This window comes from Bradyrhizobium sp. CB2312 (assembly GCF_029714425.1).
Classification (GTDB): Bacteria; Pseudomonadota; Alphaproteobacteria; order Rhizobiales; family Xanthobacteraceae; genus Bradyrhizobium.
Map to the genome: position 1 here is coordinate 7,748,094 of NZ_CP121668.1, position 15,350 is coordinate 7,763,443.

A 15,350-nucleotide genomic window follows, 5' to 3' on the forward strand; every position below is an offset into this window, starting at 1 on the left:
GCCTACTCCGCGGCCTGGAGGTGCGTCGGCGCGTTTTCCTTCGCCACCATCTTGTCGATCAGCTTGCGCGACCACATCGCGCCGGCGTCGATGTTGAGGTTGTAGAAGATGCGATCGGGATTCTCGTCCATCGCACGCTGCTGCGCCTCGAGGATCAGCTCGTCCTCGCGGAAGATGCCGGAGACGCCTTCACGGATCTCGGTGGTGATGCGCTGCTCATCGAGACGATAGTTGCGCACGAAGGCCCAGAAGTAGTGACAGGTCTTCTCGGTCTCGGGCGTGATGGTGTTGAGCACGAAACCGTTGACGCCCTGCGAACGGTCGCCCTCCGGCGCGCCGGTGCCTGTCGGCGCCACGCCGACGTCGATCGCGATAGTGCATGGTGCCTCGAAACGGATGATCTGCCAGCGGTCGACGAGGCCGGGCTTGCCGAGCTGCTTGGCCCAGAACGGCGGCGCCTCGATGCCGCGCATCCAGCGCGTCACCGTGACCGTCTTCTCGCCATGGGTGACGTCGAACGGCGCTTCCGCCACCGCGTCGTTCCCGATCGAAGAGCCGTGCACGAAAGTCTCGTGGGTGAGGTCCATGAGATTGTCGAGCACGAGGCGGTAGTCGCAGTTGACACGGATGGTCTTGCCGTCGCCGGCCCAGGCCGGATCGTGGTTCCAGTGCATGTCGGGGACGAGCGCAGGATCGGCCAGCGCCGGGTCGCCCATCCAGAGCCAGATGTAGCGATGACGCTCGACCACGGGATAGGCGCGCACGCAGGCCGACGGGTTGATGGTTTCCTGCGAGGGCATGAAGGTGCAGCGGCCCTGCGCGTTGTATTTCAGGCCGTGATAGCCGCAGACGACGGTGTCGCCTTCGAGCCGCCCCTTGGACAGCGGCACCAGGCGGTGCCAGCAGGCATCCTCCAGCGCGGCCACCGAGCCGTCGGCCTTGCGGTACATCACGACATGCTTGCCGCAGATCGTCCGCGGCAGCAGCGCCGGCTTCACCTCCGCGTCCCAGGCCGCGGCGTACCAGGCGTTCATGGGGAAGGGTTTTGTCATGGGCGTGGGCTCCCGTGGCTTATGTATGCGTTATGTATACAATAGCGGGGACGAGGAATCGTTCAAGGCTAAATTTTGCTTATCTAAATACCTCTACGGGCACTTGTGTATACATCATAGCGATAACAGCAGATGTGGGAGGGTGTCCCCGCTCTAACAGCGTCATGGCCGGGCCTGTCCCGGCCATCCACGCATCGCCGCGCGGCGCCAAGAAAGTGGATGCCCGGGACAAGCCCGGGCATGACGACCTCTCGTGAATTCTTCAGACGATGCCCTCAGGGGCCGCTACGCCCCGAACACCCTCTTCAGCCCAGCCTGGGCTTCCTCCTGAATCCGCTTCAGGTGCTCGGTGCTCCTAAAGCTCTCCGCGTAGATCTTGTAGACGTCCTCGGTGCCGGACGGCCTTGCGGCGAACCAGCCGAAATCGGTCTCGACCTTGATGCCGCCGAAGGGCTGGCCGTTGCCGGGCGCCTTGCTCAGCGTCGAGCGGACCGGATCGCCGGCGAGATCCTTCAGGCCGAGCTGCTCGGGCGTCACGGATTTCAGGATGTTCTTCTGCGGCACGGTGGCGGCGACGTCGATGCGCGCATAGTGCGGAACGCCGAGCTCGGCGGTGAGGTCGCCGAACAGCTGGCTCGGGTCGCGGCCGGTCTTGGCCATGATCTCCGCGGCGAGCAGTCCGAGGATGACGCCGTCCTTGTCGGTGGTCCACACCGTGCCGTCGCGGCGCAGGAACGAGGCCCCTGCGCTCTCCTCGCCGCCGAAGCCGAAGCTGCCGCTGACGAGGCCGTCGACGAACCATTTGAAGCCGACCGGCGTCTCCACCAGCTTGCGGCCGAGCTTCTTGGCGACACGGTCGATGATCGAGCTCGACACCACGGTCTTGCCGATCGCGGCATCCTTGCCCCAGTTCGGCCGGTGTGCGAACAGGTAGGAGATCGCGGTCGCGAGATAATGGTTCGGGTTCATCAACCCGCCGCTGCGCGTGACGATGCCGTGACGGTCGGCGTCGGTGTCGTTGGCAAACGCGACGTCGAAGCGGTCGCGCATCGCGATCAGGCTCGCCATCGCGTAAGGCGAGGAGCAGTCCATGCGGATCTTGCCGTCCCAGTCCACCGTCATGAAGCGGAAGGTCGGATCGATCGCCTCGTTCACGACCGTCGCCTTCAGGCCGTAGCGCTCGATGATCGGATGCCAGTAATGCACGGCGGCGCCGCCGAGCGGATCGATGCCGATATTGATGCCGGCGGATTTCACGAGATCGAGATCGACGACATTGCCGAGATCGGCAACGTAAGGCGTGATGAAGTCGTAGGCGTGCACGTTCGCCGACCTCTTCGCCTTGGCGTAGTCGATGCGCTTCACGCCCTTGAGGCCATCGGCGAGATAGGCATTGGCGCGCTTCTCGATCACGGAGGTCGCGTCCGTATCGGCCGGGCCGCCATGCGGCGGATTGTATTTGTAGCCGCCGTCTTCGGGCGGATTGTGCGAGGGCGTGACGACGACGCCGTCGGCAAGGCCGCTAGTGCGGCCCTTGTTGTAAGTGAGGATCGCGTGCGAGATGACGGGCGTCGGCGTATAGCCGCCGTCCTTGTCGATCATGATGTCGACGCCGTTGGCCGCAAACACCTCCACCGCGCTTGCGAGCGCCGGCTCGGCCAGCGCGTGGGTGTCGATGCCGATGAAGAGCGGGCCGGTCAGCCCCTTTTCGTTCCTGTAGTCGCAGATGGCCTGCGTGGTCGCGAGGATATGGCCCTCGTTGAAGCTGTTCTTGAACGAGGTGCCGCGATGACCGGAGGTGCCGAACGCCACCCGCTGCGCCGGATCGGCGGCATCGGGCTTGCCGGCGAAATAGGCCGTCACCAGCCGCGGAATGTTAGTGAGCGCGTCCGGCGAGACCAGCTTGCCCGCCGCGGGATTGACATCAGCCACTGAAATATCCTCGTCCTGTCGTCACAGAGATTGCGGGATACCATAGCATCGGCCCGGTGTCCGCCAAACCACAACACACGCGACGGGTGAGGCGTTCCTGAGGCGGGCATCAGCCGTTATTCCTTCATCCGTCAATCCGGGGCGCGCGAAGCGCGAGCCCGGAATGACGGGCGGAGGGCTGCCTGCGCGTCCCCTGGATCATGCTATGGTCCACCCCATCGCGACCGTTCGAATCGTCCCATGGCTGTTTTTCGCAAGGCGCTCCTGCTGATCACCGGCCTCCTCCTGGCCGGCGCGCCGGCGCACGCCGCGGAGTTTTATACGGAAGACCTGCGCATCCCCATGGCCGAGACCGGATCGCAAGGGCTGGAGGCCTTCCTGGTCCGCCCGGCGGGGACGAAGCGCTATCCGCTCGCGCTGCTCAGTCACGGCTCGCCGCGCAGCTTCGACGACCGCGCCACGATGTCGGCGCACAAATATTACGGCATCGCGCTCGAATATGCCCGGCGCGGCTATGCCGCGCTGATCGTGATGCGGCGCGGCTACGGCACCTCGCCCGGCGGGCGCGTCGACAGCGTCGGCGGTTGCGCCAACGCGGCCTATCTGCCGGCGGCGGCGGTCGCGGTGGCGGATTTGCGTGCCGCGATCGATGCGATGGCGCGCAGGAGCGACGTCACGACGTCAGGCATGATCGCGGCCGGTCATTCCGCCGGCGGGCTCGCCACCGTCGCGCTGACCGCGCAGGCGCCGCCCGGCCTCGTCGCCGCGATCAGCTTTGCCGGCGGCCGCGGCTCGCGCGACGACGACGAGGTCTGCAATCCCGATGGGCTGGTGCAGGCTTTTGCCACGTTCGGCAAAACCTCGCGCGTGCCGATGCTGTGGGTTTACGCGACCAACGATTCCTTCTTCGGTCCCGATCTCGCGCGCCGCTTCCATGACGGGTTTCGCGCTGGTGGCGGCAACGCGAAGTTCATCGTGGCGCCGCCTTATGGGGACGACGGCCATTATCTCTATTCGGTCGTGGGCCGCCCGCAATGGACGCGGTATCTCGACGCCTTCCTGCGCGAGCACGGGCTCGGCCATGACATCCTGAGCCTGCCCGATCCGCTGCCGCCGCCGAGCCGGCTCAACGAGGCCGCGCTCGCCGAGTTCGCGCGCTATCTCGCCTCTACGATGCCGCACAAGGCTTTCGCGGTGTCGCCGAATGGCGGTTACGGCTGGCGGGCGGGACGCGCGACCGTCGACGACGCCCAGCGCGACTCCCTCGCCGCCTGCATGAAATGGTCGCCCACCTGCACGCTCTATGCGGTCGATGACCGCCTCGCTCCGGTCACCGATCAGAGCGCCCGCGCGCGATAAGGGACCTTCCCGCCCGAAGCCCGTTTGTTAACTTCGAAGCCCTATGACAGGCCCCATGATGAGGGATCGGGTGCGCTTCAATCTCGCCGCGACGTGGAGACACGCTGCCGTCGCCCTCCTTTTGTCGGTTCCGATCTGCGCGCATGCCAAGGACGGCACGCCGGACGAGCCGCGTACTGTGCCGGCGGCGTCGGAGAGCATGACGGAGCTTGGCGCCGGCGAAACGCCGTCGTCACGGGTCGAAATCCGCAAGATCATCGAGCGGGAAACCGCGAAGACCGGCCTGCCCGCCGATATCGCAGAGGCCGTCGTGTTCGTCGAAAGCGGATACAATTCGGCCGTCATCGGCAGCGTCGGCGAAATCGGCCTCATGCAGGTGCGGCCCGAGACCGCTGCGATGCTCGGGTTCCGCGGCAACACGACGGAGCTCGCAGAGCCTGATATCAACATCCATTACGGCGTGCTTTATCTCGCCCGCGCATGGCGCCTGGCGGGCGGCGATCTCTGCCGCGCCCTGATGAAATATCGGGCAGGTCATGGCGAGGAGACGATGACGGCGCGCTCGCAGGTCTATTGCAACCGCGCCCGCAACCGTCTCGTCGCGATGAACTCGGCGGCTCTGGAAGCCGGCGCTGTGGCTCTCGATCCGGCGCCGGTCGCGGTTGTGCCGGATCCGGCTCCGGCAGCAAAGGCAACAAAGATAGCGCAAGCGCCGAAGGTGCCGACGCGTCCCAAGGACGTCTATGCGCGTTACCGTCAGGGCACGGCCGCTGCCAGCCGCGCCTATTGGGCCGCACATGAAGCGAGGGTCGGCCTCATCAAGGCGCGGATCGAGGCAAAGTGGAGACGGGTCGCATCGCGCTGACCGCGACGCCTGCCGTGCCCTACAGCGCGATGAGATTAGGATGAATCGTCATCGCGCTTTAGGTTGTTGTTTGAGCATGATCTTTTCGGAAAACCGCTGCGCACTTTTCCGGATCATGCTTTAGAGCCGCTCGCTGAGCGCGAGCTTGTAGCCGACGCCGGTGACGGTGGCGATCACGGGCGTGCCGCTGCCAACCAGCTTGCGGCGCAGCCGCGCCACCAGCGCATCGACGGTGCGGATGTCGACCTCGGCCTGGCGGTTGCTGACGACCTCGATCAGATAGTCGCGGCTGAGCGGCCTGCCGTCGGCGCCGACCAGCGCGGCGAGCAGGTCGAATTCGGCGCGCGTCAGCGCCACCGGCTTGCCGTCGCTGCCGAGCAGTTCGCGCCGCGTCAGGTCGATGATCCAGTCGCCGAAGGCGATCGAGTTGTGGTTGCGCGCTGCCTTGCGATCGATCGAGCGCCGCCGCAACACGCTGCGCGCGCGCGCGAGCAGGTCGCGCAGATTGATCGGCTTGGTGACATAATGATCGCCGGCGATCTCGAGGCCGAGGATGCGATCGACGTCGGTGTCGCGACGGGTGACGAAGATGATGCCCGCGTTGCTGGTCGCCTGGATCTCCTTGGCGAGCTCGAAGCCGTCCCCGTCGGGCAGTTGCACGTCGAGGAAGACGAGATCGGTGCGCGCGCGCAGCGCCTGGCGGCACTCCGCGCAGGAGCCGGCCCCGACCACGTCGAAATTGTTCTCGCTGAAATAACCGACCAGCATCGTCCGCGTCACCGGATCGTCTTCGACGACGATCAGCCGCTCGCGGCCAGCCGGACGCAATTCCTGAAGTGCGGAATCAGTCACGATCTTGGATGTCCTGTGTGCTTGCGGCCCGGCCTGAAAATTCAAGTCGTCGCGCAGCGCGCCGTCCTGTGAACGTACATTCACAATTGGTTCGAGCCCCCGAATTGCCTGCTGGAATACTAGGCGTGTTGTCGCGCCCAAACAATATTGGTCATGGTCTTGAAGTATTAAGTATGAATTGGCCCACAATTCTCATTCCGCGCACAGTCCCGCTGGCCTGGTTGGCGCGCAGCGGGGTCAGTCAGCTCGAGCGCCGATCGGGTCGTTTCGGCTCCGGATGCAACCCCTGGTTAACGTAAAGACAGCCTTCGGCTTCGGAAAGGCCGGCCGCGCCTCTATTGTCTCCGCTTGCAGGTGCGAAATACGGAGCAGGCGTTATGCAGGGGCAGGCCCGGTTGGCTGCCGGTCGAATCGAACGAGGCGCAACGCCCCTCAATCGTTCTCATACACTCGACTTCCTGCGCGGCCTCGCCATCCTCGGCGTGATCGCGATCCACGTCTCGCAATCATTTCCGTCGAACATCCACGCAATCGACTACGCCTTCATGTGCGGCTGGACCGGCGTCAATGTGTTCTACTTCGTCAGCGCGATGACGATGTGCCTGATGTGGACACAGCGCGCCGGCGAAACGAGCCCGACACGCAAATTCTACATCCGCCGCGCCTTGCGCATCGCGCCGCTGTTCTGGCTCGCGATTCCGGCCTACCTTGCTCTCTACGGCACGGGGCCGCGCGACACCGCGCCCGACGGAATCGGGCCGCTCCAGGTGATCCTGACCGCGACGTTCCTGCACGGCTTCTGGCCCGATAGCGTCAACAGCGTCGTGCCGGGCGACTGGTCGATCGCGGCGGAGATGACGTTCTATCTCGTCTTCCCGCTTCTGATCACCGCGTTCGGATCGCGCCGCCGTCTCTATCTCGCGCTCGCGCTTCTGCTGCACCTCGTCAATGTCTGCCTGTTCAAGCCGTGGGCCCTCGAACTGTTCTCGGCCTATTACGGACCCGGCCACGACTCCTTCGTCTGGGGCACGCTGCACCTCAGCTTCCTGAACCAGTTGCCGGTATTCCTGACCGGCTGTGCGCTGTTCTTCTCGCTGCGCGACGGCTTCACCAGATCCGACGCCGCGATCTTCATCGTCTTCGTCGTGCTGTCCTTCTTCGCCAATGGCGCGACCGGCGCGCACGAATTCAACTACCTGATCATCAACCTCGTGCTCGGCGCGATGGTGGCCGGCTGCATCCGTTTCGCGGTGCACTGGTCACCGATAGAGGCGCTCGGTCGCAACTCCTATTCGATGTATCTGTCGCACTTCGCGGTGATCTACGCTCTACACCGGATTTGGCCGCTCGCGGACGGGCTGGCCTCGCTGCTGATGACTTACGTCGTCACCATCGCGCTCAGCTATCTCCTCGCGCGCGCGACCTGGCATCTGGTCGAGCGGCACACGCAGGACCTGGCGCAGCGTCTGACCTCATCGGCGTCCGCCCGCCCGGCCATCCGCCCTGTCGTCGCCGCCACTGCAACCGGTGTGCGCTGAACGTATTGCTTTCGCGATCTGATGCGGCTTGCCTCGCCGCAGCCTTCCTATCTACTGTGCGCTCCCGGCTTCACATCGGAGTAGGCGCATGGAGGTCATCCTGCTCGGCACCGGCGGCCCGCGCCCGGACCCGCGCCGCATGGCGACGACCACGCTGATCAGGCTCGGCGAGGAGAACATCCTGTTCGACGCCGGCCGCGGCGTGATGGTGCAGCTCAGCAAGGCCGGCGTGCCGCTCGGCGCCATCAACACGGTCTTTCTCACCCATCACCATTTCGACCATATCGGCGATCTCTACGACGTGATGCTCAATTCATGGATGCACGGGCGCAAAGACGAGCTGCGCATCTTCGGGCCGCCGGACACCGAACGGCTCGTCAACACGCTGGTCACGCAGGTCTACGACAAGGACATCGCCTCGCGCGATCAGGGCGAGCCGACCTTCGGCGGCTGGAAACCGGTCGTCGCAACGGACATCGTTCCAGGTCCCGTCCTCGACACCGGCCGCTGGAAGATCAGCGCCGAGCTCGTCTCGCATGGCGATGGCCTCGGCATGTCTCCGGCCTTTCTCGCGCGCTGGATGTGCCTCGGCTACCGCTTCGAGGCGGAGGGCAAGGTGATTGCGATTTCCGGCGACACCGTCCCCTGCCCCGGCCTCGAACGGCTGGCCGAAGGCGCCGACCTGCTCGTCCAGGTCTGCTTTCTCGCGACACCGGAGATCAACAACGAGCACTTCCGGCGGCTTGCGAAATACACGATCGCCTGCGGCGACACCGTCGGCAAGGTCGCGGCCAAGGCCGGCGTCAAGAAGCTCGCGCTGACCCATCACCGGCCGCGCACTGACGATGCCATGCTGAACGCGCTGCTCGCGGATGTGCAAAAGGACTATTCGGGTTCGGTCGTGCTCGGCGAGGACCTGACGCGGATCGAGGTCTGAGAGTCATCGATCTCAGGACGATCCGACCTCGATCCGGTACGACAGGCGCTGTTCCGCTCCAGGTGCGATATGCATCAGGCCGGGCTTGTCGGCGAACTCGCCGTCGAAGCCTTTGGGGCTGGCATAGCCGCGCCAGGGCTCGATGCAGAGGAACGGCGCGCCTGACGGTTTGGACCAGACGCCAAGCTCGCGAAAGCCGCGCCAGGACATCTTCAGCCACGGCCCGGCGCCTGCCCGGCGGCATAGCGGACCGAACTGCTCTCGATCCGGTCGAAGATGATGGCGTCGTCGACGAACAGGGCCTCGGACAAGGGCAGCACCGTGCCGTTGACCGGGCTCGGCTCCGTCGCCGGGCGCAGCAATCCACCATCGAGACGGCGGACGAAAGATGCCTCTGCCGTCGCGAAGGTCAGCGCATAGCTTTCCTTGGGCACGCCCGCCTGGAGCGGCCAGTTGAAGGCGGGATGTCCCCCGAGCGAAGCCGGCAACAGCTCCTTGCCGGTATTGACGATTGTGAGCGCCAGCTCGAGGGCGGCGGCGTCGATCGTGTAGATGGCCGTCAGGCGGAACGCGAAGGGATAAAGCGCGCGCGTCGCCGCGTTGTCTTCGAGCACCAGCGTGCAACTGGTCTCGTCACGCCCGGCCCAGGCAAAGCGGCTGTCGCGCGCAAAGCCGTGCTGGGTCATCCGGTAGGTCTTGCCTTGGTGCCGCAATTCGTCGCCCGCAAGACGCCCGACGATCGGGAACAGCAGCGGCGCATGGCGCGGCCATTCCGGCCTCGCTTGCCAGACGAATTCAGTGCCGCTGCGATCCTGCAGCGACCACAGCTCGGCGCCGTGGGCTTTGATGGTCGCGGTGAGAGAGCCGCTGTGGATCGTGTGCGTGTCGTTGGTCATGTGCAAGCTCCTGCGAGCAAGTCATCTGGCTCGAAACTGTGTCCGCCGCATTCGGGAGTTCGACCGAGCAGTGGAGACTTGCCGATACTGCAAATGGGAATTGGGAACATGAAGGTCGTCCATAATCCAGTTATGTCCACAGCAAGTACAGCTGGATCAAGATCCTTGCCGTTCGTTGCGTGGCCGCAGCTTGCTGACGGAGTGAACCGTCAACCGGTAAGAGCGTTAACCGCACTACATGCCTTACGAAAAACCCCAGCATTCAGCCATTGATTGTGCGACGCAACTCTTGATAAGCCCTGATGGCTGTCATGGGGCTGACACAATGCTTTTCTTACGACGATGGTTCGGGGGCCGAAGTGGCCAGCCGGATGATGAATATCAATGGCGACCGTGCGAACCTCCTATCTTCCCGAGACGAACGGTTGATGGCGGCAAGACGCTGCTTAAATGCCCAACCTGGCGCCGCCGCGGCCAAGACGGGAAATGGCAATACATTCAAAAGCCGCAGGCCTTCGAAGAATGGGAGACGGACCAGTGGTGAGAGAAGAGGGCTGGAAGCTCAACTGGTAAGCGCCCCGAAGTCCTACGTGCCGCCCACCGACTCAACAATCTCGATGTCCAAGGTTACGCTAATCGCCAAACTGCGCCCCTCGTCAGCGCTTTTCAGACAATTGGCAGCGTTCGGCAAAGAGAAATACGCCCTAAGTATATCCGCGCACTGCAGAAGCCAACAAGCGCGCTAAGGTTAAGGGATTCGACGCAGGACGGCTGCTCTACCGGAGTCCGCCGGCGCGGAGCTTGGTTAAGTCAGGTACGCCCCCTCCAAGCGCGACGTTAGAGTGCCGGCAATTTACCATGGGCGACTTGCCAAACTGTATCAGGTTGATTGCGCATCGCCAGTTGCGGTAGGCATTGGCCTTTTAATGGGCTGATTATGCTTTTTAGATGGTTTTGCGATCGGAAGTATCCGGATCATGAATTGGCCTGGCACGAATGCCGCTCGCCTATCGTGCCGCGGCGGACGGTTGATGGCGGTTGGACCTCTACATCCCTCTACCCTGGCAAGGTCTGGCGTCGACGAGGACTCGGCGGAAAGTGGGAATACCGAGAAGATCCGCAGAGCCTAGAAGACTGGACCAAAGAGCAGTGGTGAGCGGCATGACCAAAACGCGACGAGATCGCTTTGGCTCCCGTTTCTGTTCTGATGGCTTGCCCTCATCGTCTTGATCACATCCCATCAAAATCTAACAACAAACGGGACCTCTAACACGCCTGCAGGATTAATCGCCCGTATAGCGGAACTGTGGGTGTTTCTCTCGCTAGTCTTTTCTGAAGCAAAGCAGTTCCTGACCAAGCACGGGTTCTCATACCGGAACGCCACCGAATGGAGAAGCATCTCCGATAGACGTCGCTCCAACATTTGTCCCCGATGGACTAGCCCGTTTTCGATCACGATTCCACGTGACGGACTTAATTAATGCAAAGCTCGGCGATCGACGCTGCACAGAACTGCGCCGAGACACGCCCTCTCGGCTGCTCTAGAGTCGAACTGGCGCCAACAGCTACTGAGGCGAGCGTTCTGAGCGTGACATCGGATTTACACAAGATTGGCGCCGCCCGCGATTAGCGATCCGCATGGCATAATGGCGAAGTCTCAAAAAAGTGCGTGCGAAGCTTGCCTCAATCTCGCCTATGGCGATTTGGAACTCAGTTTCCAACTCCGCGACATCTATTTATTGTCTACGCTTCTATCCCGGCCAGGGCGTCATCGACCCTACGTGAAGGGCGTACGGCACACGGCCCCACGCAGCCAAAGGTCGACTCAACCCGGACCTAGATTTCATTGCTTGCTTCAACGCGAGCATAAAGAATGCAAAAGCTCCTCCTGTATGCATCGCTCTCAGTCATTCTTGTGCAGTTGTGCATCTTGCATGTGCATGCCGAGCCCACCCTGCCGCCAGTTCAATACACGGCCTTCTGCGCCAAGTATCCCTCCGATTGCAAACCTCGACGCGCTCGAAGCGGAGCGGGATTGGAATTTCGTGAAATCCAATTCGCAAACTCGGTCGTGAACGCTCAAATTGCACCAAGCGAGCAGTCGAAGGATGGCTGGGACCTATATCCATCCGAGGGCGACTGCGGCGATTATGCAGTTTCCAAGCGTCATCTGCTCTTGTCTTTGGGCGGCAGCTCCTCGCAAATGCTGCTCGCGGAGGTTCGCATCGAAACACCGGCGAACACCACCTCATTCTGATTGTTCTTTACGAAGGCGGCGTCCTCGCACTGGATAATCTGTACGAATACGTACTGCCCTTTGCAGACGCCGTTCGACAGTACCAGTTGCTCAGAATTGCTTCGCCAGAGACAATCCAAGTATTTGGCGCACATCACTGCCCTGAGAGATTGGACGGAGATTCGATCGCCTGCACTGGCAACGCGAGCGCGTTGTCGGCAGACACCTCCTTGGTGCCGCAGAACGCGCCATGACACGCGGCGCTGTACCGAGCAATTTCTGAAGATGCTTCAGCGGAACTCTGGTGCAGCGGCGGAGTCGCCCGACGGTGAGATTGTCGTCGGAAAGCGGATTCCATCCAGAAAGCGCAAACTTGGCACGACAACTGCACCGAGTAAACCTGCAGGAACGCGCCTCCGCAAGGCAGACGATGGACGACGTGTCAGGCGACTTGTTGCGCGTCTCGCTTTTGCCTCTCTGCCGCCGCGTGCTTTCCACGTTGCTGTCGAGTGGGCGCAATATTCCTGCGAGATACTTCATGCGTCGGAGGTGAGACATGTCGGATGCAGCTAATCGAACAGGTCTGAGCGCGGACCTGACCACCGAAGACTTTGGTGTCAACAAAACCCCGAGCGCCGACCGCGCCTTTGCAGCTGCCTATTTGACCACGGTCGGCGTTGCAATGATCGGCTGGCTATATGTCATCACCCGCGCCGGGCTTGCCGCTATGAGTTGGATGATCTTTGGCTAGAGCGCAGTCATAAACTGCCTGTTCCGTCGCCGCGCCGACGAACACAGCTCAAAGCGCGAAATTGATCTGCAACGCCTCTGCCGTCGTATTGAACGACGCAATATGTTGCCCTTTTGCAACCCTTGATCGAATTCCCTTTCACCTCGAGTTGATTGACGGTCCAACAACTCCGCATGGCCGCGAGCGGGACTAGGGCTGTTCTCCTCTCAACATGCAAGTTCACCTGTCCAATGAACGGGGCGAAGCTCTGTGCGTTGAGCTGCCCATTTATCGACCAGACTTCGGTCGATTCGACGAGAGCCGACCGCAAATGTTACAGTGCATGCCTTTGTAGCGCACAAGGATTTCAGCCATGCGTATCTTGTTGATCTCGGCCGCGGCGTGCATCGCCATTTCATCGAACTCCGCGCAAGCCGGCCCAAACTGCATGCTCATGACATCCGACCAGGCCATGCGGGATTGCTTTGATCGGACATTCTCCACGACGCCGAAACCAGAGCCGACGACAACAACGCAAAATACCAAGGCCGCGCCGAAGCTGGCATCGCCGCCCAAAACGCAAAACGTGTCAGACGCGCCGTCAAGATAGCGTGCGCCGCGCCGGCGCGACACTCTCTTGACGGGCCGGCGACGACCTCCCTCGAAGCCCGGGTTTAGGGACAAATCGAGAGGATCACGCCTCGTTCAGCCGAGCGGAGCGCCCAACGCTGTCGTAGGTGAAGCCGGCGGCTTCCATCTCTTCCGGGCGATAGATGTTGCGGAGGTCGACGATGATCGGCTGGGCCATGGCGCTCTTCAGCCGGTCGAGGTCGAGCGCGCGGAACTGGACCCATTCGGTGACGATGACGACCGCGTCGGCGCCTTGCGCGCACGAATAGGCGTCCTCGCAATAGGTGATGCTGGGCAGCTCACCCTTGGCCTGCTCCATGCCGACCGGGTCGAACGCCTTGACGTTCGCGCCCATGTCGATGAGGCCGGTGACCAGCGGGATCGACGGCGCATCGCGCATGTCGTCGGTGTCGGGCTTGAAGGTGAGGCCGAGCACCGCGATGGTCTTGCCGCGCAAGGAGCCGCCGAGCGCCTGGCTCACTTTGCGCGCCATCGCGCGCTTGCGGTTCTCGTTGACCGCCAGCACGGACTCGACGATGCGCAGCTGCACGTCATGGTCCTGCGCGATCTTGATCAGCGCCTTGGTGTCCTTCGGAAAGCACGAGCCGCCGAAGCCGGGACCGGCATGCAGGAACTTGGTGCCGATGCGGTTGTCCAGGCCAATGCCGCGCGCGACCTCCTGGACGTTGGCGCCGGCCTTTTCGGACAGGTCCGCGATCTCGTTGATGAAGGTGATCTTGGTCGCCAGGAACGCGTTCGCGGCGTATTTGATCATCTCCGCGGTGCGGCGCGCGGTGAACATCAGCGGCGCCTGGTTCAGCGACAGCGGCCGATAGATGTCGCCCATCACCTTACGGCCGCGCTCGTCGCCGGTGCCGACCACGATGCGGTCGGGGAACTTGAAGTCGCGGATCGCCGCGCCCTCGCGCAGGAATTCGGGATTGGAGGCGACGACGACGTCGGCGTTCGGATTGGCCTCGCGGATGATGCGCTCGACCTCGTCGCCGGTGCCGACCGGCACGGTCGACTTGGTCACCACCACGGTGAAGCCGGACAGCGCCTGCGCGATCTCTCTCGCGGCGGCGTAGACGTAGGACAGATCGGCATGGCCGTCGCCGCGGCGCGACGGGGTGCCGACCGCGATGAACACGGCGTCGGCCTCGGCGACCGGCTTCGACAGATCGGTGGTGAAGTCCAGCCGCTTGGCCTTGACGTTATTGGCGACCAGCTCGTCCAGCCCGGGCTCGTAGATCGGGATTTCGCCGCGATGAAGCGCCGCGATCTTCTTCTCGTCCTTGTCGACGCAAGTCACGTCGTGACCGAAATCCGCAACGCAGGCCCCGGACACCAGTCCCACATAACCCGTGCCGATCATCGCGATTCGCATGAAAAGCCTAGCTCCTTTGGGGATAGATGTTCCGCTCAACATCTTAGTACACTTCTTTATCTGCTGGCACGCTCAACATTGGAGCAGGTTCTGGAGTAATCCGAATAAACCTTAACCGCCCGCCATAGGATCATTTGTATCGCGACAGGCCCTGCCTTTTGAAGCAGCAGCGCGCGTCCAAGTTTCGACATAGAGAGTCGCAGAATAACGCATGGGGCTTGATACCGCGGCGTAGGAACTCAAAGGAGTTCGAACGGTGACCTCGATGACCCCATCCCTCGCGCGATCCCGATACTATTTTCATTCCGCAAAGTTTGTCGCGCGAAAGCATTTGCGGGGTTACGTCATAAACTCGGCGCCCACACTCGATCCTGATGGACTCTCCTGCTTTCAAACCGCCATTCAATCCAGTCGCGTATATCTTGAATACGGTTGCGGCGGAACCACCCTCGTGGCCGCGAGACATGTTTCGAAACTGATCAGCGTCGAGACAGATCGAGTCTTTGCCAAGGCCGTCGCGGCTTCCTTGCCGCGCTCTGAGGCCAACATTACGATCTTGACGCCGAACCTTGGCCCGACACGAGAATGGGGATACCCCATCTTTGATCGCCCAACTCCGTCGCATATCGCGAGATGGCAGCGTTTTCCGAAGGCTCCGTGGGCTGTCGTCGAGGAGACTCCTGACCTCGTCTTGATTGACAGCAGGATGCGGGTCGCGTGCGCTCTTGAAAGCCTGCTCCACGTAAGTGTCGATACTCGCATCCTCGTTGACGACTATTCCGGTCGAGATTATTCGCTCATTGAGCGCTTCGCCGACTTGATTGCCATGCACGGACGGATGGCTGAGTTCCGTCCGCGCCGCACCTTTGATCGGGAAGGCTGCCGGCTTGCTCTTCAGGAACGCTACTCCGACCTCAACTGAACAACGCGCCTGAA

12 protein-coding genes and 1 pseudogene are annotated in these 15,350 nt (G+C 62.6%); 7 read left to right on the forward strand and 6 right to left on the reverse strand.

Features of this window, described 5'->3' with window-relative positions; all coding sequences use genetic code 11:
- Positions 1-2 precede the first annotated feature (2 nt).
- Together QA642_RS37605 and pgm are read right to left on the reverse strand one after the other, a co-directional pair.
- On the reverse strand, positions 3-1,052 hold the full coding sequence (locus QA642_RS37605) for an aromatic ring-hydroxylating dioxygenase subunit alpha (RefSeq protein ID WP_283081412.1): 1,050 nt from the start codon (positions 1,050-1,052) through the stop codon (positions 3-5).
- A 285-nt stretch (positions 1,053-1,337) separates the two neighbouring features.
- Positions 1,338-2,984, reverse strand: a complete 1,647-nt coding sequence (gene pgm, locus QA642_RS37610) for a phosphoglucomutase (alpha-D-glucose-1,6-bisphosphate-dependent) (RefSeq protein ID WP_283081413.1) — start codon at positions 2,982-2,984, stop codon at positions 1,338-1,340.
- 240 nt (positions 2,985-3,224) lie between these two features.
- On the opposite strand from pgm, the gene QA642_RS37615 reads away from it, so the two are divergent.
- Together QA642_RS37615 and QA642_RS37620 are read left to right on the forward strand one after the other, a co-directional pair.
- The gene (locus tag QA642_RS37615; protein ID WP_283081414.1) at positions 3,225-4,343 is read left to right on the forward strand and encodes an alpha/beta hydrolase; all 1,119 of its coding nucleotides are present in this window, start codon (positions 3,225-3,227) and stop codon (positions 4,341-4,343) included.
- Positions 4,344-4,398: 55 nt separating this feature from the next.
- Positions 4,399-5,208, forward strand: a complete 810-nt coding sequence (locus tag QA642_RS37620; RefSeq protein ID WP_283081415.1) for a transglycosylase SLT domain-containing protein — start codon at positions 4,399-4,401, stop codon at positions 5,206-5,208.
- A 120-nt stretch (positions 5,209-5,328) separates the two neighbouring features.
- On the opposite strand, the gene QA642_RS37625 is transcribed toward QA642_RS37620, so the two are convergent.
- Entirely contained in the window at positions 5,329-6,144 is an 816-nt protein-coding gene (locus QA642_RS37625; RefSeq protein WP_283081416.1) for a response regulator transcription factor, read from the reverse strand.
- 293 nt (positions 6,145-6,437) lie between these two features.
- Between QA642_RS37625 and QA642_RS37630 the strand changes: the two genes are divergently transcribed.
- Both QA642_RS37630 and QA642_RS37635 read left to right on the forward strand, forming a co-directional pair.
- Positions 6,438-7,598: an acyltransferase gene (locus QA642_RS37630; protein WP_283081417.1), complete on the forward strand. Its 1,161-nt coding sequence runs from the start codon at positions 6,438-6,440 to the stop codon at positions 7,596-7,598.
- 88 nt (positions 7,599-7,686) lie between these two features.
- Positions 7,687-8,535 (forward strand): MBL fold metallo-hydrolase, encoded by an 849-nt coding sequence (locus QA642_RS37635; protein WP_283081418.1) that lies wholly within the window; start codon positions 7,687-7,689, stop codon positions 8,533-8,535.
- 12 nt (positions 8,536-8,547) lie between these two features.
- Here the strand turns inward: QA642_RS37635 and QA642_RS37640 are convergent.
- A pseudogene (locus QA642_RS37640) lies at positions 8,548-9,431 on the reverse strand (aldose 1-epimerase family protein).
- Between the two features lie 1,873 nt (positions 9,432-11,304).
- Between QA642_RS37640 and QA642_RS37645 the strand changes: the two are divergent.
- Positions 11,305-11,688, forward strand: coding sequence for a transglutaminase-like cysteine peptidase (locus QA642_RS37645; RefSeq protein ID WP_283081419.1), 384 nt, complete (start codon positions 11,305-11,307; stop codon positions 11,686-11,688).
- Between the two features lie 535 nt (positions 11,689-12,223).
- The gene (locus QA642_RS37650; protein ID WP_283081420.1) at positions 12,224-12,418 is read left to right on the forward strand and encodes a hypothetical protein; all 195 of its coding nucleotides are present in this window, start codon (positions 12,224-12,226) and stop codon (positions 12,416-12,418) included.
- A gap of 267 nt (positions 12,419-12,685) precedes the next feature.
- Here the strand turns inward: QA642_RS37650 and QA642_RS37655 are convergent, their stop codons facing one another.
- Complete coding sequence (locus QA642_RS37655) at positions 12,686-13,030, reverse strand: hypothetical protein (RefSeq protein ID WP_283081421.1); 345 nt, start codon at positions 13,028-13,030, stop codon at positions 12,686-12,688.
- 61 nt (positions 13,031-13,091) lie between these two features.
- The gene (locus tag QA642_RS37660) at positions 13,092-14,414 is read right to left on the reverse strand and encodes a UDP-glucose/GDP-mannose dehydrogenase family protein (RefSeq protein ID WP_283081422.1); all 1,323 of its coding nucleotides are present in this window, start codon (positions 14,412-14,414) and stop codon (positions 13,092-13,094) included.
- A gap of 256 nt (positions 14,415-14,670) precedes the next feature.
- On the opposite strand from QA642_RS37660, the gene QA642_RS37665 reads away from it, so the two are divergent.
- Positions 14,671-15,336: a hypothetical protein gene (locus QA642_RS37665; protein WP_283081423.1), complete on the forward strand. Its 666-nt coding sequence runs from the start codon at positions 14,671-14,673 to the stop codon at positions 15,334-15,336.
- Positions 15,337-15,350: the final 14 nt, after the last annotated feature.